The sequence below is a fragment of the Pedobacter sp. W3I1 genome (assembly GCF_030816015.1).
In the GTDB taxonomy this organism is placed as follows: domain Bacteria; phylum Bacteroidota; class Bacteroidia; order Sphingobacteriales; family Sphingobacteriaceae; genus Pedobacter.
This window is the reverse complement of record NZ_JAUSXN010000001.1, coordinates 3,709,604-3,729,070: the sequence shown is the minus strand read 5'-3', so window position 1 is coordinate 3,729,070 and position 19,467 is coordinate 3,709,604. Positions and strand designations below refer to the sequence as shown.

Sequence of the window (19,467 nt, the reverse complement as noted above, 5' to 3'; positions counted from 1 at the left end):
TAAGCTTTTCTAAATTCGTTATCACAAACACAAACTAACCAAATAAACATGATGAAATCATTACTTACTAACTTCAGTTTAAAAAGGGCATTTACTGAAGTACCAGGTTTAGTAGCAAAAACTAACCTTGTTTTGTCGCAAAAATATTACGCTTCAAAAACAAAATCATACCATTCTCAAGACGCTTAACTGCAAAGCTCAAACATTTTCCGAATCGCTTATCATGCATTTGGCAGGCAATATTTTCCACTAAATTAACTGGATTTGTACGGTTACAAATCTATTTAATAGGGGCTAACTACGCATTAAATTTTAACAAAATAGATTTAATATTTATTACAATTATGGATAGACTTTACAATTTGAGAAGTACTTCACCATCTGTTGGATTTGAGAAAATTCAATGGCTAAAAGTGCTTTATACCTTCACTTTTCTTTTTCTGATCAGTTCCTCTTTTACAGCCTTCGCGCAAACAACGGTAACTGGCACCGTAAAAGATAACAAAGGGGTTACCTTACCGGGCGTAAGTGTACGGGTGAAAGGAACCACAGTGGGCGCAGTAACAGATAATGATGGTAAATTTTCGGTTAAAGCAGCAGAAAATGCAACCTTAACTTTTACGTACGTTGGTTATGTAAACAAGGAAGTTGGCGTAAATAGCAAAAGCAGTTTAACTATCGTTCTTGAAGATGATTCTCAGGGACTGGATGAGGTGGTAGTGGTTGGTTATGGTGCACAGAAAAAATCTACGCTAACAGGTGCTATTGCGCAGATCAATTCTGAAGAGATCATGAAGTCTCCAACGCCAAACCCCACCAATAGTTTAATTGGCCGTTTACCAGGTTTACTGGCCGTACAAACGAGTGGGCAGCCGGGTGCTGATGGTGCCCAGTTAAAAGTTAGGGGGGTGGCTACTTATGGCGCGAACAATGCGGCTATTGTAGTGGTAGATGGGATAGAACGTCCAAGCTTTTCAGATGTGGATGCAAATGAAATAGAATCTATTAACGTATTGAAAGATGCAGCCGCAACAGCTATTTACGGTATTCGCGGTGCAAACGGTATTATAGTGGTTACTACCAAACAAGGTAAAATAGGTGCTCCGAAAGTTACTTATACAGGTAATTATGCCTTACAAACTTATACAGGATTAGCTGTTGGGCTTCCGGCTTTGGAAAGTGCAATGTTATTAAACCAATCGTACATAAACGATAGTAAATCGGTGTTTTTTACCGATGCCGAAATACAGAAGTTCAGGGATAAATCTGATCCGATCGGTTACCCCGATGTGCAATGGTTTGATTACCTGACCAAAAAATATTATTCTCAAACACAACACAACATCAATATTAGCGGTGGTACCAAAATTGCAAAATATTTTGTATCGGCAGGCTATGCTTTTCAGGATGGTATTTTCAAAAAATTCGATTCTCCTTACGGAATTAATACCGTACCAAATTATAACCGTTACAATTTCCGTTCGAACGTAGATTTAACCCTGAACAAAGATTTTACTGTTGGAATTAAGTTAGGAGGACGTTTTGCAGACCGTTATCAGCCTGCTGGTTTAAGATCATCTTCGGCATTCTCATACGATACGATAGAAGGCATGATCTCGCGTATTTTACAGGTTCCGGCTTACGCCTATCCGGTTACGTTACCCGATGGAAGAATAACCGCCAACCCAAATGTAGGTACAAATATCTGGAATCCTTATGCCGTTTTAACACGTTTTGGAACACGTAATGATGACAACAATACCATCGAAAGTACCTTCAATCTGAACTATAAATTTGACTTTATCACCAAAGGATTAAATTTTAAAACAATTTTTGGTTACGATTCATACTACAACAATACCGAAAGAAGAAATGCCAACTGGGCGGCCTACGTGTATAATCCAGCTACAGGCGAAGCTACTTTATCGACCGATACCCGTAACCGCGACGAACCTTTGGGTGCTGTACAGGATGGCGGTGTTACCGAAGGTAGTACAAATATGAATTTACAGGCGGGTTTCGATTATAACCGCAATTTTGGAAAACATAATATTGGTGGTTTATTGCTGGGAACCAGGCAGTTGATCAAATCAACAGGTAGTACGGCATTTACAGCACCACCTAAAGCATCGCAAGGTATTGCCAGTCGTGTTACCTATAATTACGATGAGCGTTATTTTGCTGAGTTTAATGCCTCGTATAACGGATCGGAAAATTTCGCACAAGGCTTACGTTACGGTTTCTTCCCGGCGGTATCGGCAGGGTGGACATTAACCAACGAGGATTTCTGGAAAAAGAACGATATCTTATCTTATTTAAAAATAAGGGGTAGTTATGGTTTAGTTGGTAATGATAGGATTTCGGATAGCCGTTTCTTATTCTTAACAAGTTATTCTACTTACACCACTACCACAGCCGGCGGCCAGGTAGCTCCATTTGGTAATCCAAATTCTATTACCAATTATCCAACTATCCTGATCAGGGATCCCCAGTTTTTTGGTGCTACCGGAAATGATCTTGGAAACCCGATCGTAACCTGGGAAACTGGTACCAAACGTAATATTGGTTTTGAAGCCCGCTTGTTTAGAGACAACCTAAAAGTAACAGTTGATTTATTCGACGAAACCAGAAGAGATATCTTAACGCCATCATTAAGTGGTTCTGCTCTTTATGGCCATACCTATCCAAATTTCAATAAAGGTATTGTTTACAATAAAGGTTATGAGGTTGAGCTCGATTACCAAAAACAGGTTGGAAGTATAACACTTGGTTTGAATGCCCAGTTGAGTTATGCGAAAAATAGAATCGTAGAAAATGATGAACCAGATGGTCTGCCTCCTTCGTTGGTGAGAAAAGGAACCAGCGTTGGCCAGTTTTTCGGTTACAGAACCGATGGTTTTTTCCAATCGGCAGCTGATATTGCAGCCTCTCCAAAATTACAGGGTTATGCGCCAATTCCGGGAGATTTAAAATTTAAAGATTTAGATGGCGATGGCATTATTACCAGTTTAGATCAGGAAGCTATAGGGCATACCAATACACCTGAGTATGTTTATAGTTTTAGCCCCCGTATTTTGTACAAAGGATTCTCGCTTTCTGTATTATTTCAGGGCGTTGGAAAGGTAAGTTCAAATGTTATTCTTAACGAACAGAACAATGGCCAACAGATGTATCCTTTTATGCTCGATTCGTGGACACCTGCAACTGCAGCAACAGCAACCTGGCCGGCAATACATGCCAGGGGAACGGCATCGTTAAATTATGCATTAAACGATTTTACTTTACAGAATTCTTCTTATCTGAAAATAAGAAACGTAGAGTTTGCCTGGAATTTACCTAAAGAGTGGGCTACAGCATTGAAGTTAAGTAATGTGAGGGTTTTTGTACAGGGACAGAACCTTTATACCTGGACGAAGTATAAATTTTATACCGATCCGGAAAATGTGAACACCATCAATACGGCTTTCCCATTACAATCCATTTATCCTACTTCAAAGGTTTACAATTTTGGTTTAAACGTTCAATTCTAAGAAAAATGAAACATTATAAAATATTTACAGCAATTCTTTTATTAACGCTCTTCTCTGTTTCTTGTAAAAAGGATTATTTAGAACGTACTCCTGGGGTTGCCATCAGTGAGGATGAAATTTTTGCCGACCCGGCATTGGCTGCAAGATTTGCCGATAATGCCTATAATTATGTAATTACCAAATACGTACGTTTTAACGATCACCGTGGTTGTACGGCTCAGGCTTCTGATGAGGCTGTTTCAGGCAACTCAGAAGGATCTGTAACTTCTTTAAACAGGGGTTTATATCATGATCATTCTAACGGTCCATCGTTAAACGATATTTATGGTGTTTGGAAATTGATGTACGCCGGTATTGCCGTACAAAATAAAATGTTGGCCAGGATAGGAGAGGTACCTCCATCTCCGAATGCTTCCGTTCCGATTTTTGATGCAAAACGTGTTGAAGGTGAAATGCGTTTCTTACGTGCACTTTCTTATTTCGAACTAAGCAAAAGATTTGGCGGTGTGCCCATTATAGATAAGGTTTATGCGGTTACCGATGATATGAACAGTATCCCAAGAAGTTCTTTTGCCCAGGTAACAGAATTTATCCTGAAAGATATCGAGGTTGCCCTTACTAAATTAGGTACTGATGCTGATTATGGCGCTTCTAATTATGGCCGTCCAACGCTTGGTGCTGCGCTGGCTTTAAAAGCACGCGTGTTATTGTATGCTGCAAGCCCGTTAAATAATCCGAATAACGATAAAACCAAATGGCAGGCTGCTGCCACTGCTGCTGCTGAAGTAATGAAAGGTACTGATGGTTTAGCTAAACAAACTTATTCGCTGCAGGCTACTTACGCCGATTTATTAAATCTTCCCAACTCAACAGAATATATCATGATGAGGATTAAAGGGCCAACCCCTTTAGCTGGCGAGATGATGCAGGATTTTTCGATGTCGCCTGGTTCTGGTGGTGCACAAGGACAAATGAACCCTACGCAAAATCACGTAGATATGTACGAAATGGCCAATGGTAAAGCCATTACCGATCCTACCTCTGGTTACGATCCGCAAAAACCTTATCTAAACCGCGAACCACGTTTTTATAATAACATTATCTATAACGATTTAGCCTGGCAGGGTAGGAAAATTGAAATGTGGACCACCACAGATGCTACCGGTAAAACAGTATATAGTAAAGATTACAGTACAACCATTACTTACACTGCAACACGCTATTATTGCAAAAAATACTGGCCAGAAGTATACAGGACCGTTGGTGGAAGTACAACTTTATTGAACTACCTCTATTTCCGTTATGGCGAAATATTGCTAAACTATGCCGAAGCACAGAATGAAGCTGTTGGTCCTGATGCAAGTGTTTATGCACAGCTTGTGGCCCTTCGTAAACGCGCAGGGATTGCCCAGGGTGCCGGTACTAATGGTTACGGACTTAAAGATAACATGACTCAGGACGAAATGAGAGCCGTTATCAGACACGAACGCGCTATAGAACTGGCTTTCGAAGATCATCGCTGGTATGATATTATGCGTTGGAAAATTGGTGCACAAACCATTGCCGTTCCGATGAAAGGGATGGATGTAGTAAAAAACACCAATGGAAGTTTTACCTATACCCCGATTGTACTCAGCTCAACTTTCCAAAAAAGCTGGACAGAGGCACAAAATCTTTATCCAATCCCCAGAGCTGAAATTTACAAAAGTAAAGGGGCTTTAACTCAAAATCCGGGTTGGGAATAGTTGATTTAATCACATAACGCTAAAAGATTTTCAAAATGAAATTTATAAAATCAAAATATATTATATGTCTCTTATTCATGATGGCTGGAATGCTGAGTGTTTATGGGCAAAAACCTGATGAAAAGTTAACCGTAACAGGGAAAGTGGTAGATCAGGATAAAAAACCGCTTCCTGGCGTAGCCATTTCCCTTCAGGAAGATAAAACCAACAAAGCGGTTTCTACCGGAACAGATGGTACCTTTTCAATAGAGGCAACAAGCAGCGATGTATTGGTATTTAAGTTTGTTGGTTATGGAACAATATTAAAGCCAGCAGCAGAAATAAGTAAAGCTGATGTGATTTTAACCAAATCTTTGGTTGATGCCGGCGATGATGATTTGGTATATATCCCTTTTGGGGTAAGAAAAAGAAGAGAAGTTACCGCAACCATCAGTACCATCAGGGCAGAAAATCTGCCTCAGATTCCATCATCTTCATTAACCAATGTTTTTACCGGCAGGTTAGCTGGCCTGGCCGTATATCCCAGTGGTTCACAGCAACCAGGATATGATGCATCCAGCTTTTTGGTTAGGGGACGCTCATCTTACAACAGCAATCAGGAACCTTTAGTATTGGTTGATGGTATCGAAAGAGACTTTACCTCCATGGATTTAAATGAAATTGAAAGCGTAAGTGTTTTAAAAGATGCCGCAACATTGGCCTGGTATGGAATGTATGGCGGCAACGGTGTAATTTATGTAAAAACACGCCGTGGCAGTGCAACTTCTACCAAAGTAAGTTTCGATGCACAGGCCGGTTTACAGGCTCCATTACAGATTACAGCTCCCCTGGATGCTTACTCTTACGCAACACTTTATAATGAAGCTTCTATCAACAGTGGTGGTACAACAGTTTACAGCCAGGAGGCTTTACAGGCTTATCAAACTGGTTCCGACCCGATAAAATATCCGAACAACAACTTTGTAAGAGATTTTACCAAAAGGGTAGCACCTACACAACGTTATGTTGCTTCGGTAACCGGTGGTAATGCATTTATTAAGTATTACACCGTATTAAGTGCTTACCAACAAGGTGGTTTTTACAAAGGTGGAAATAGTGAAACTTATGATGCCAATACCGATTTTAGCCGTTATAACCTGCGTACCAATTTAGATCTTCACGTAAACAAAAATTTAGATGTAGCCCTGGATATTGGTGGCAGGATCACTAACCTTACCTTCCCTAATGCAGGTACAGGTACCTTTTTAACCGCAGTATACGCTACACCTGCAAATGCTTTCCCTATTTTAAATCCCAATGGATCGTATGGCGGAACGTCAGTTTATCAGCAAAGTAACCCATTGGCCATGATGCAATCGAGAGGTGCAAGTACCGATTTAATGCGGAACATGATTGCAACCATCAGTGCCCGCCAAAAAATGGATGGCATTTTAAAAGGCTTATCAGGCGAGGTTTTTTATGCTTACGATATTGCAGGTTTATACCGTTCAGGTTTTGCTGAAACTTATGCAACCGCAGTGCTCAATGCTGATGGAACTTATTCGCCATTTGGTACAGCAAGTAAGGTAAATTATCAAGGCAATGTATTTTCTGGTAACGTTAAAAAAAGTGAATTTTGGGCTGGTTTAGATTACAACCGTACTTTTGGTAAACACGATATTAAATTCTCAACAAGGGTTTCGAGGGCAAATTTATCTTCTTTCGGAAGTTTGGATGTTCGCAGAGAAGGTTGGTCTAACCGTTTGTCATATAATTTTATCCAACGTTATTTTGTTGATGTAACGGCTAATTATTCAGGTTCAGAGAATTTTGCGCCTGGCAAAAGATATGGTTTTTTTCCTGCTGCATCAGCCGGGTGGATCATTTCTGATGAAAGTTTTATGAAAGGATCAGGCAGTTTCTTAGACCTGTTAAAAATCAGGGGTTCTTATGGCTTAGTGGGTAACGATGCCATTGGTTCGGCCAGAAGATTTGCCTTTAACGATTTCTACAGTAGAAGTACAACCGGTTATAATTTCGGTACTGCTTTTACCGGAGCGACTGGTACCGGCCAACTGGCTTTGGCTAATCCCGATTTAACCTGGGAGAAAGCCTATAAAACCAGTGTCGGTTTCGATGCCAGGTTATTTAAACAATCATTATCCATCAGTGCCGATTATTTTTACGAAGACAGGAAAGATTTAACCACAGCTTCATTATTACCAAGTTTGCTTGGCCAGAGTTTAATTTATGTTAATGAAGGAGAAGCGGAGTATAAGGGCTTTGAAACGGGTATAAACTACAATAAAAAAATAGGCGAAGTAAACCTGAATGTTTTTGGAAACTTTACCTATAACGTAAGTAAAATCATTGCCATAAACGAAGGAGCCGGTTTACCGGCTTACCAAAAACAATTAGGACACCCAATTTCGAGTGTAATTTCGCCTGCGGCAACCGCAACTACTGCAGCGGGTTATATTTCTACCATGTTAATATCCAATGGCATTTTCCAATCACAGGCCGAGATTGATGCTTCACCTAAACAGATGTTGTCAGGAGCAGTAAAACCTGGTGATATCAAATATGTTGATCAGAATGGTGATGGCTTGATTAACGATCTTGACAGGGTAAGAACCGATTTCAACTTTGTACCAAAAGCATTCTTTGGTTTCGGTGCTTCAGTATCCGTTAAAAATTTCGATCTGAATTTCTTGTTCCAGGGTACCAGCGGCCGTTCTATAACCATTCAAAATTTGGTTAACTCTGGTAACGCCAATAATGGTTACTTAAGCCAGTTCAGTGTAGACAGGTGGACACCAGGCAATACAAATGCCCCTTATCCAAGGTTATTATTAACTGATCGGGGTAACAACACAGCCAATTCTGACTTCTGGATCCGCTCTGGCGATTACATCAGGTTAAAAAATGTTGAATTGGGTTATTCATTATCGCCGGCGTTTATCAAAAGGTTAAAAATCTCACAGCTTCGTTTTTATGTGGGTGGATTAAACCTGTTAACCTTTGATAAGCTTGGCGATCTGCCAATCGATCCTGAATTGCCCGAATCGGGATACAATGCTTCATATCCTTATATGAAAATTTATTCGCTGGGGTTGAACCTGAAATTTTAAAAGATAAGACAATGAAACCATCATGATTTTACAACTTTATAATAAGATATGCTTAAAATCATGATAGCTTCATCACCGTTGAAATAAATAAAAAAGATGAAAAAAAATATATTTTATCCAATCCTGGTCTTTGTGATTTTACAGGCAGCAGGATGTAAAAAATCAGACTTTCTTCAAGATGGATCTTTTAGTGGGACTAATGATATTACCGAAGCACAATTATGGGCAAATCCCGACTATGCCAGGAATTTTTTAAACAATGTATATGCTGTTGTTTCTGACCGATATAACCTCGGCGATGGCGCATTGCTGGCATCAGGAACTGATGAAGCCGTAAATTCCAACCTAAATGCATCAATTTCGACTATAAATAATGGTACCTGGAGTCCGGTTAGAACCTTTGATGATGTTTACGTAGATATGTATGTAGGCATTAGAAAAGCCAATATGTTCCTCGAAAAGGTAGATGGTAGCGCAATTGTTCCAATTGACGAGGTATTGCCTGCTAACGTGGCTGAAAACCAGACTTACGCTTCGCAGATCGAACGTTTAAAAGGTCAGGCTTATTTTTTAAGGGCACTTTTCGAATTCGAACTGCTTAAACGTTACGGCAGCTTCGCGATTGTAACTAAAACCCTAACCATTAACGATAAACTGGATTTACCAAGAAATACTTTCGATCAATGTGTCGCACAGATTTCGGCAGATTGTGAAGCCGCGATATCCAGATTACCGCTTTCACCATTGGAGTGGAATACAACCAACCGCGGTAGAGCTACACAGACTTCGGCCATGGCACTTAAATCAAGGATGTTATTATATGCAGCTAGTCAGCAATATAACCCAACAAACGATGTCACCAAATGGCAGGCAGCCGTTGATGCGGCCAAAAGGCTGATGGATACCGGCAAACACGGTATTTACACCTCTTATCCAAACCTTTGGTTGTGGAATGTATCTGGAGCAGCATATAACACTGAAGTTATTTTTGCCACACAAACACTCAATACCAATTCTATCGAAAGCACCAATGCACCTGTAAGTTATGATGGTGCAACCGGCCGTACCAATCCAACGCAGGAAATGGTTGATGCCTTTGAAATGAAAACAACAGGAAGGGCTATTACCGATGCCAGTTCGGGCTATGTGGCAACAAACCCTTATGCTAACCGCGATCCAAGGTTAGGTTTTACCGTGATATTCAATACCGCTTCAGTACAGCCTGTTGTAGCGGCCAACAATTTTAAAGGTAAACCTGTAGAAACTTTTGTGGGTGGTAAAGATGGTTTAGGACTTAATGTTAATGCCACTAAAACGGGTTATTACATGCGTAAATATTTAAGTGAAAGTGCTGTTTGGACAGGTACAGCGACAAATATTCGTCGTCCCTGGATCCTGTTCAGGTATGCAGAAATACTCTTAAATTATGCTGAAGCATTAAATGAGGCACAAGGAGCAGCTGCACAAACTGAAATATTAAGGGTATTAAATTTAATCAGAGATAGAACTGGTGTTAAAATGCCTCTTTTGCAAACTACAAATGCGGCCGGTAACGGTTATGTAGCACCAACAAAAGATGAGCTTCGTAAAAGAATCCATAGCGAACGTAGGGTAGAACTGTGTTTCGAAGAGCACCGTTTTTACGATGTGCGTAGGTGGAAAGAAGGGGAGACTACATTTAACAAACCGGTTACAGGTATGCGAATTGTTCAGTTAACGCCAACCACTTTTAGCTATACACCATTTACGGTAGAAAACAGGGTGTTTGCTGCGAGAAATTATCTTTATCCGATTTCACAATCAGAATTAAACAAAGCTCCGGGCCTGGGACAAAATCCCGGATATCAATAAAAACCAGATTTTGCTCAAATTTAGGCGGGCGGTAGAAACACCGTCCGTTAATTAATTGTTAGTTTTGAAACGATCAATTAATAAATATTAAAACTTAAGTTATGCTGAAAACAACCTATAGCGTATTTTTAATCTGCTTTTCGCTCCTTTCATCAATCAGTTACGGTCAGGTTACCGCTATACAGAACATTCAGGGCCGGAAAATCCAGAGCCTTAATGGAAAATGGAATTATATTGTCGATCCTTATGAAAACGGTTATTATGATTATCGTCACGATCCATTCGATCAGTCGAAAACCGGAACCGGAGGTTACTATGATGATAAAGTTCAGAAAGATAAGTCAGAACTGATTGAGTACGATTTCGATCATTCGCCGCAAATGAATGTTCCGGGCGATTGGAACTCGCAATCAGAAAAATTAGAACTTTACGAAGGCAATGTTTGGCTGCGCAAAAAGTTTGATGCAAAACCTGAAAAAGGAAAAAAATATTTCGTGTACTTCGGGGCAGTAAATTACGAAGCCCATGTTTACCTTAACGGTAAAAAACTGGGTGTACACAAAGGCGGTTTTACGCCCTTCCAGTTCGATGTAACCAATAATTTAAAAGTTGGCGAAAACTCCATTGTGCTTAAAGTTGATAATATCCGTAAGCAGGATGAAATTCCAACCGTAAATACCGATTGGTGGAATTACGGCGGTATTACGCGTGATGTTTTTTTAGCCGAATTTCCTGAGCATTTTATCAGTGATTATAAACTTCAGCTCGTTAAGGGAAACAATAACCTGTTGAATTTTTCGGTAAAACTTGCTGATGCAACCGCTGGACAGGAGATTACTTTATCTATCCCAGAGTTAAAGCTGGAAAAGAAATACAAAACAGACTCGGAAGGCAAAATTGCGGATGAATTTACCTGGAATAATTTAAGCCTGTGGTCGCCAGAAACGCCAAAATTATATGCGGTAAATATTAAAACCGATAAAGAAAATATTGATGATAAAATTGGTTTCAGAACCATTCAGGTTGATGGCGATAGCATCCTGTTAAATGGTAAATCTGTTTTTTTAAGGGGAATATCACTACATGACGAAAACCCTCTTTTGGCTGGTCGTTTACGCTCAGAAGGCGATATGCGCATGATGTTGCAATGGGCAAAAGATATGAACTGCAACTACGTTCGCCTGGCACATTACCCGCATAACGAAGAAATGATCCGCCTGGCTGACGAAATGGGCCTGTTGGTTTGGGCTGAAGTGCCTGTTTACTGGACCATTAGCTGGACCAACCCGGCAACCTATGCCAATGCAAAAAAACAATTGACTGATTTAATCGTACGCGATAAAAACAGGGCAAGTGTGATCGTTTGGTCGATCGGGAATGAAACCCCGCTTAGCGATGCCCGTTTGAGCTTTATGAGTAATTTGGCAGAGACTGCCCGTTCTTTGGATGATACCCGTTTGGTAGCTGCCGCTTTAGAGGTGCACCGCGAAGGAAACAATATCATTTTAAATGATCCTTTAGGAGAAAAAATCGACCTGGTTAGTTTTAACGAATATGCTGGCTGGTACTGGGGTGGCAATCCATCTGAAATTACGAAATACAATTTCGATATCAAATATAAAAAACCTGTTGTAATTACTGAATTTGGCGGCGATGCTTTGGGCGGTTTCCACGCCGATGAAAATACACGCTGGAGCGAAGAATACCAGGAGGCATTGTACAAAAATCAGATTGCCATGTTAAGTAAAATTGGTGCTTTACGCGGAATGACGCCATGGATTTTAACCGATTTCAGATCACCAAGGAGACAACATCCAATTTATCAGAATTTCTGGAACCGTAAAGGATTGATCAGCGAAACAGGCAAGAAAAAGAAAGCCTTCTTTGTGCTGAAAGACTTTTACGACCAGATGCAGGCCAAATACAAATAAAATATGAACAGATTACAGAAAATTAGTTTCGCTTCGAAAATAATGCTTTCGATGTCGCTGTTAACCCTCTCTTGTGCCAAATACAAGAGCACCAGTATTGATCCCGGGATCTTAATACAGCCCCAAAAGACAGAAGAAATCACCTTACAAAAGAATATGCCATTCCCCATGGGGGCCGCTGTTAATGTAACTCTTTTAAAAAGCAACGCTAACTACCGTAATCTGGTTATTAAAGAATTTAATAGTGTTACGGCAGAAAATGCCATGAAGTTTACCGCCCTACATCCCTCAAAAGATACGTACACCTGGAGCGATGCAGATTATCTGGTCGATTTTGCCGTAGCTAATGGAAAAAGAGTGCACGGACATACCTTAAACTGGTATAAATCACTTCCCGATTGGGTAAATAACTTTCAGGGAACTACAGCCGAGTGGGAAAACCTCTTAAAAACACATATCCAAACGGTTGTGGGTCACTTTAAAGGTAAAGTCGTTTCCTGGGACGTGGTAAACGAAGCGGTTAACGAAGACGGTACCATGCGAAACAGCATCTGGGTACAGAAATTAGGGGTAGATTATATAGGTAGGGCATTTCAGTATGCACACGAAGCAGATCCTAATGCTTTACTTTTTTACAATGATTATGGTCATGAATTTGGTCCTACAAAACGTACAGCTATTCTAAATCTGGTTACTGGTTTAAAAAATAAAGGGATTCCAATTGATGGGATTGGCATACAGATGCATACCCGCGTAACCCAAACTGATGCCAATTTAACAGCTGCTATTTCTACTGCAGCAGCAACAGGACTAAAAATCCATATTTCTGAAATAGATATTGCGCTTAATCCCGATAATGTACAGTCGATGACTTACACCACTACTTTAGGTGAGCAACAGGCTGCAAAATATAAAACTATTGTTCAGGCTTATAATGCCATTCCGAAAAGTCAGCAATTTGGGATTACACAGTGGAATGTAACCGATGCCGACAGTTGGATACCATCTAATTATAACCGCCCCGACTGGCCTTTGCCTTTCGATGCACAATATCAAAGAAAAGCAGCTTATCAAGGAATTTTAGATGGAGTTAAATAGCCATACATTAATGAAAAGATATTTACCATTAGCCCTGATTTTAGGAATATCCCTTTCGGCTACAGCGCAGGATAAAAAGATCGAAAAGAAGATCGATTCGGTTTTAAAACTGATGACTTTAGATGAAAAAATCGGCCAGTTGAACCAATATACCGGCGACCGCGATGCAACAGGACCCATTACGAATAATCCAGACAAACTAAAAGATATTCGCGATGGTAAGTTAGGCTCGATGCTGAATGTTCGTGGCGCAAAAGAAACCCGCGAAGTACAGGAAGTAGCCATGCAATCGAGAATGAAAATCCCCTTGTTGTTTGGTTTAGATGTTATTCATGGTTATCGTGTCACCTTTCCTATTCCATTGGCTGAGGCCGCTAGCTGGGATTTGGCAGAAATGGAGAATGCTGCGAGGGTTGCTGCCAGAGAAACCGCTGCCTCTGGTGTCCACTGGACATTTGCACCCATGGTTGATATTGCCCGCGATCCGCGTTGGGGAAGGGTAATGGAAGGGGCAGGAGAAGATACTTATCTGGGTTCTAAAATCGCTTTTGCACGGGTAAAAGGTTTCCAGGGTAAAGGTTTAGGTAACCTCGATGCGGTTATGGCCTGTGCAAAACACTTTGCCGCTTATGGTGCGGCTATTGCCGGGAGAGATTATAATGCGGTTGATATGAGCGAACATACCCTATGGGAAACTTATTTGCCGCCATTTAAAGCTGCGGTTGATGCCGGTGCAGCTACTTTTATGAATTCTTTTAATACCTTGAACGGCATTCCAGCCACTGGAAATACTTATTTGCAACGCGATATCTTAAAAGGACAATGGAAATACCAGGGTTTTGTAGTAAGCGATTGGGGATCGATAGGGGAAATGATTGCCCACGGTTATGCAAAAGATAAAACTGAGGCCGCAGAGCTGGCTATAAAAGCAGGTAGCGATATGGATATGGAAAGCAGAAGTTATTTGCCTAGCCTGGCCAAACTGGTTGCTGATAAAAAAGTATCTGTTGCTTTAATTGATGATGCAGTAAGAAGGGTTTTGCGCAAGAAATTCGAATTGGGTTTGTTTGATGATCCATACCGTTTCAGCAACGAAAGCCGCCAGGAAAAGGAATTGAATTCTCCTGAGAACAGAAAAGCTTCGTTAAAAATGGCCGAAAAAAGTATCGTGTTGTTGAAAAATGATAACCAGGTTTTACCCTTATCTAAAAATTTAAAAAAGATTGCAGTGATTGGTCCATTGGGCAAATCGGAAAAAGATATGCAGGGTTTTTGGTCGATTGCCTGGGAGAAAGATAACCTCGTTTCTTTATACCAGGGATTAAAAAATAAAGTCGGCAACCAAACCGAGCTACTTTATGCAAAAGGTTGTGAAGTGGCTGATTCTTCAAAAACAGGCTTTGCCGAAGCTGTAGAGGTGGCTAAACAAGCCGATGTGGTGATAATGGCCGTTGGCGAAACTTTAGATATGAGCGGTGAGGCAAAAAGTAAAGCCAATATCCATATGCCTGGTGTGCAGGAAGATTTAATCAAAGCAATACAAGCTACTGGTAAACCTGTTGTGGTATTGGTAATGGCTGGTCGTCCGCTAATTTTCAACTGGACAGCAGATCATGTTCCTGCCATTATGTATACGTGGTGGTTAGGTAGCGAGGCTGGTAACGCTATGGCCAATGTACTTTATGGCGATTACAATCCTGCAGGTAAATTACCGATGACATTCCCAAGGGATGAAGGACAGATTCCTTTGTATTATAACTATTTAAGCACTGGCCGTCCGGCTAAAAACGATAAAGATACCCGTTACCGTTCTGCTTATTTAGACATGCCGAACAGTCCGAAATTTGCATTTGGTTACGGTTTAAGCTATAGCACTTTCGATTATACAGATTTAATGGTAAGCAAAACGCAGATGGGTATCAATGATAAAATAACAGTAAGTTTTACTTTAAATAATACTGGTAAATATGCGGGAGAAGAGGTAGTTCAGTTGTATCTGCAAGATAAGTTTGCTTCGGTTGTACGTCCCGTTAAAGAGCTGAAAGATTTTCAAAAAGTAATGTTGAAAGCAGGAGAAAGCAAAACCATCACTTTTTATATCGATAAAGAAAAACTCTCCTTTTATAGTCAACAACTTAAATGGGGTGCCGAACCTGGCGACTTTAAATTAATGATCGGAACTGCTTCGAACAACATAAAATTGGAAAAGGATTTTACGCTAGTTAACTAAGGAATTTTTCCAGGTCGTCATGCTGTCCCGAATATTCGGGATCAGCATCTATCGATGAAGACCCTGAAATAAATTCAGGGTGACGACGCGATTGATAGAATTTTAATGAATTAAATTATTTAGCGAAGAAAAAACTAAACGAATGTTAAAAGCGAAATCACTTTTATTACTATTTATTACCGCAGTTACCGGTCTAAACACCTATGCCCAGGATGCCGGACGGAAAACCATCAGTTTAAACGATCAATGGGAATTTAACAAAGAAAACGGACCTGTTGAAAAAGTGAATATTCCGCATACCTGGAACGATAAGGATGTTTTGGATGATGTAGCTGGTTATTACCGTGGATTGGGGATTTATAAACGTAAGCTCAAACTCGATGAAAGTGCAAAAGGAAAAGCTATCTTTCTGGTGTTTAACGGCGTAGCACAAGAAGCTGAAGTATTAGTTAATGGCAAATCAGCAGCCAAACATATCGGCAGTTACACCCGTTTTATTGTGCCGATTTCTTCATATTTAAACTATAAAGATGATATAATCGAAGTAAGGGCAAATAACCGTTTTAATGAAGATATTCCACCACTCACCGCCGATTTTACATTTTTTGGTGGTTTATATCGAAACGTAACCTTATTGATTACCGAACCGGTTCATTTTTCACAAAAGGAAAATGGAAGTGGAGGTGTCTTCATTACGACTCCGCAAGTTTCAGCTTCAACAGCGAGTGTACAGATTAAAAGTTTTATCGATAATTCTTCAAATACTGCAAAAAAAGTACAGGTTTTAACTACGGTATTCGATGCCAAAGGGAATTCGGTGGCAAATCAAACAGTGGCTGTCAATTTAGGGAAGGGCAATATGCTTGTTATTCAGGATATTAAATCGATTCAAAAGCCTGAATTATGGTCGCCTGAAAATCCATATTTGTATCGCATAGTGACTAAAATTATCGATGCTAAAACTAAAGCAGTAATCGATCAGGTTTCCAATCCATTAGGTTTCCGCTGGTTTAAGTTTGATGCCGAGAAAGGATTTTTCTTAAATGATAAACCTGTAAAAATTATCGGTGCCAGCCGTCATCAGGATTATGAGAATAGGGGAAATGCCACACCCGATGCCCTGCAGATTAAAGATATCGAACTGCTTAAGGCTATGGGCGGAAACTTTTTAAGAGTAGCTCATTATCCTCAGGATCCACAGATTTTAGAAGCTTGCGACCGTTTGGGCATTTTAGCTTCGGTTGAAATTCCAGTGGTAAACACCATTACTGAAACGGAAGCTTTTACAACGAACTGTTTGAACATGCAGACCGAAATGATCAAACAGAATTTCAATCACCCAAGTATTATCATTTGGGCCTACATGAACGAGATTTTACTACGCTTAAAGTTTTCTAACGATAAACCCCGTCAACAGATCTATTTTGATCATGTGCGCGAACTTGCCCAAAAATTGGATAGTTTAACCCGTAAACAAGATCCTTCCCGTTATACCCTTTTGGTTAATCATGGTGCATGGGATATTTATAACAAAGTGGGTTTGACAAAAATCCCAATGATTGTGGGTTGGAATTTATATTCTGGCTGGTATTCAGGCGTTCCTGAAGATTTTGCTAAATTTTTAGACCGTCACCATAAAGAATTACCCAATACTCCTTTCATGGTGACCGAATATGGGGCTGATGCCGATCCAAGGATCCATTCTTTTTCGCCTATCCGTTTTGATAAAAGTGTAGAATACGGCATTAAATTTAATCTGGTTTACCTCAATGCCATGCTCAGCAGACCTTTTGTCGCCGGTGGCCAGGCCTGGAATTTAGCCGATTTCAATTCCGAAACCCGCGAAGAAACCATGCCGCACATTAACAATAAGGGTTTATTAACGATTGGCCGCGAGCCAAAAGATACCTATTTCCTTTATCAGGCTTATTTGTTGGGCAAACCCTTTATCAAAATTACCTCTGCACAATGGAAAGATAGAACTGGAACTGCCGATTCTGTGGCGCTAAGCAGTACACAGCCCATTCAGGTGGCAACCAACCTAAAATCGGCAGAACTTTTTTTGAATGGTAAAAGTTTAGGCGTTAAAGAAGCAGTCGACCATATTATCGATTGGCAGGTACCTTTCGTTAATGGTAAAAACCAGTTGCGTGTAGTTTCCAGAGATCAAAATGATCAGGCCGACATTAACTTCCAGTTGCAACCTTTCAAATTTAACGACAGCAATATCCCTTTTAAAAATATCAATGTCCTTTTAGGTTCGAAACGTTTTTATATCGACGAAAAAGAACATCAGCTTTGGATGCCAGATCAACCGTATAAAGCTGGTGCCTGGGGCTGGATAGGTGGCGACCCCTACAAGGGAACTAATAACCGCATTACCTATGGCAGCGATAAGAATATTTTAGGTACCGATAACGATCCGGTTTACCAGACCCAACAGGTAGGTATTAAACAGTTTAAATTCGATGTGCCCGATGGAGAATATGAATTGGCGCTTCATTTTGCCGAACTCGTTGGCGGCGAAACCAAAGAAGCTTTAGCCTATAACTTAGATAATAACCATAAAAAAGAAGTAGAGGAGCAGCGCATTTTTGATGTTTCTATAAACGGAACATCATTTATGTCTAAAGTTAATCTAGCTGCCAATTTCGGTTATACTACCGCAGTAAAGAAAACAACCAGAATTACGGTGCAAAATGGAAAGGGCATTTTAATCGATTTTGATGCCATCCAGGGGAAACCGGTTTTAAATGCTATTCAACTTAGAAAAATCTATTAATCATAACGAGAGAAATGAACCAACTACCGCTGCGTATTTTATCAATCGACGTTTTAAGGGCCATCACCATGTTGCTGATGATCTTTGTAAACGATGTTGCCGGCGTTTCGAATATTCCACAATGGATTGAGCATACGCCAGCCAATGTAGATGGAATGGGTTTTTCAGACCTCATTTTTCCGGCATTTTTGTTTATTGTAGGCCTTTCATTGCCATTTGCCATTCAGAGTAGAAAAGATAAAGGTGCGGGGCTGTTTTCTATTTCAGCTTACATCATCTTAAGGGCATTAGCCTTGATTGTGATGGGCTTTTTTCATGTTAACTTAGAAAATTACGATCACCACTCGGCTTTATTGCCGTATCCGGTTTATACCATTCTCATCACCATTGCTTTCTTTTTAGTGTGGCTAGATTATCCTCAAAACCTCTCGAAGGTTAAAAAGAACGGATTTATTGGCTTAGGTATTTCGCTCATTGTTGTGTTGGTATTGCTGTATAAAGGTGGTTCAGTAGCGCATCCTGAAGGCTTAAAGCCACATTGGTGGGGGATTTTGGGAATCATTGGTTGGGCTTATCTGGTTTCGGCGTTAGTATACCTTTTTGCTAAAGGAAACCTGTTTATACTCATGCTCGCTTTTGTTGTATTTGCAGCCATTAACATTACTACACATACTGGCGTTTTTACCCATCGCTTATGGATTATCGGCGATGCTTCTTCTATTGTCCTCCTGTTAGGCGGCGCATTGATCACTTCGATGTACAAAAAACTGATCGGGACTAAAAAATACCTCGATTTTTGGATATTGATCAGTTTCTATGGTTTATTATCTTTTGCTTTTGGCATGTTTATCAGGCCCTATGCCGGTGGAATTTCTAAAATTTATGCCACCCCAGCCTGGGTATTTGTATGCATGGGCATTACCATCCTGGTTTTCGAATTATTGATCTACCTGATAGATATCAAACAGAAAAAAGATTGGTTTAAACTCATTAAACCTGCCGGTACCAGTACCTTGACGTGCTACCTCATTCCTTATTTGTTGTATGCGCTTTTTAGTTTAGTTCATTTTCATTTTCCGCATTTCCTGAGTTCAGGCATTGGAGGAATCCTCAGGTCTTTTTTGATGGCATTTTTGGTGATCGGGATTGTCTACTTTTTAGAGAAGAAAAAATTGCGTTTAAAAGTTTAA

9 protein-coding genes are annotated in these 19,467 nt (G+C 40.2%); all 9 read left to right on the top strand.

All coding sequences use genetic code 11. The features are described from left to right. Positions 1–344 precede the first annotated feature (344 nt). The 9 genes from QF042_RS15445 (at position 345) to QF042_RS15405 (ending at position 19,467) form a co-directional block, all read left to right on the top strand. Complete coding sequence (locus QF042_RS15445) at positions 345–3,530, top strand: TonB-dependent receptor (RefSeq protein WP_307529921.1); 3,186 nt, start codon at positions 345–347, stop codon at positions 3,528–3,530. Positions 3,531–3,535: 5 nt separating this feature from the next. Then, complete coding sequence (locus QF042_RS15440) at positions 3,536–5,275, top strand: RagB/SusD family nutrient uptake outer membrane protein (protein ID WP_307529919.1); 1,740 nt, start codon at positions 3,536–3,538, stop codon at positions 5,273–5,275. A gap of 35 nt (positions 5,276–5,310) precedes the next feature. After that, a complete protein-coding gene (locus tag QF042_RS15435) occupies positions 5,311–8,385 on the top strand; it encodes a TonB-dependent receptor (RefSeq protein ID WP_307529917.1) in 3,075 nt (1,024 codons plus the stop codon). Positions 8,386–8,481: 96 nt separating this feature from the next. Then, positions 8,482–10,236, top strand: a complete 1,755-nt coding sequence (locus QF042_RS15430) for a RagB/SusD family nutrient uptake outer membrane protein (RefSeq protein WP_307529915.1) — start codon at positions 8,482–8,484, stop codon at positions 10,234–10,236. A gap of 101 nt (positions 10,237–10,337) precedes the next feature. Next, entirely contained in the window at positions 10,338–12,167 is a 1,830-nt protein-coding gene (locus QF042_RS15425; protein WP_307529913.1) for a glycoside hydrolase family 2 protein, read from the top strand. Between the two features lie 3 nt (positions 12,168–12,170). After that, on the top strand, positions 12,171–13,265 hold the full coding sequence (locus tag QF042_RS15420; protein WP_307529911.1) for an endo-1,4-beta-xylanase: 1,095 nt from the start codon (positions 12,171–12,173) through the stop codon (positions 13,263–13,265). A 10-nt stretch (positions 13,266–13,275) separates the two neighbouring features. Further along, positions 13,276–15,495, top strand: a complete 2,220-nt coding sequence (gene bglX / locus QF042_RS15415) for a beta-glucosidase BglX (protein ID WP_307529909.1) — start codon at positions 13,276–13,278, stop codon at positions 15,493–15,495. 142 nt (positions 15,496–15,637) lie between these two features. After that, positions 15,638–18,277: a glycoside hydrolase family 2 TIM barrel-domain containing protein gene (locus QF042_RS15410; protein ID WP_307529907.1), complete on the top strand. Its 2,640-nt coding sequence runs from the start codon at positions 15,638–15,640 to the stop codon at positions 18,275–18,277. Between the two features lie 14 nt (positions 18,278–18,291). Then, positions 18,292–19,467, top strand: a complete 1,176-nt coding sequence (locus QF042_RS15405; protein WP_307529904.1) for a DUF5009 domain-containing protein — start codon at positions 18,292–18,294, stop codon at positions 19,465–19,467.

Bases quoted from the DNA above. Each gene is read 5' to 3' on its own strand.
- QF042_RS15445 (WP_307529921.1), top strand. From the start codon at position 345: ATGGATAGACTTTACAATTTGAGAAGTACTTCACCATCTGTTGGATTT.
- QF042_RS15440 (WP_307529919.1), top strand. From the start codon at position 3,536: ATGAAACATTATAAAATATTTACAGCAATTCTTTTATTAACGCTCTTC.
- QF042_RS15435 (WP_307529917.1), top strand. From the start codon at position 5,311: ATGAAATTTATAAAATCAAAATATATTATATGTCTCTTATTCATGATG.
- QF042_RS15430 (WP_307529915.1), top strand. From the start codon at position 8,482: ATGAAAAAAAATATATTTTATCCAATCCTGGTCTTTGTGATTTTACAG.
- QF042_RS15425 (WP_307529913.1), top strand. From the start codon at position 10,338: ATGCTGAAAACAACCTATAGCGTATTTTTAATCTGCTTTTCGCTCCTT.
- QF042_RS15420 (WP_307529911.1), top strand. From the start codon at position 12,171: ATGAACAGATTACAGAAAATTAGTTTCGCTTCGAAAATAATGCTTTCG.
- bglX (WP_307529909.1), top strand. From the start codon at position 13,276: ATGAAAAGATATTTACCATTAGCCCTGATTTTAGGAATATCCCTTTCG.
- QF042_RS15410 (WP_307529907.1), top strand. From the start codon at position 15,638: ATGTTAAAAGCGAAATCACTTTTATTACTATTTATTACCGCAGTTACC.
- QF042_RS15405 (WP_307529904.1), top strand. From the start codon at position 18,292: ATGAACCAACTACCGCTGCGTATTTTATCAATCGACGTTTTAAGGGCC.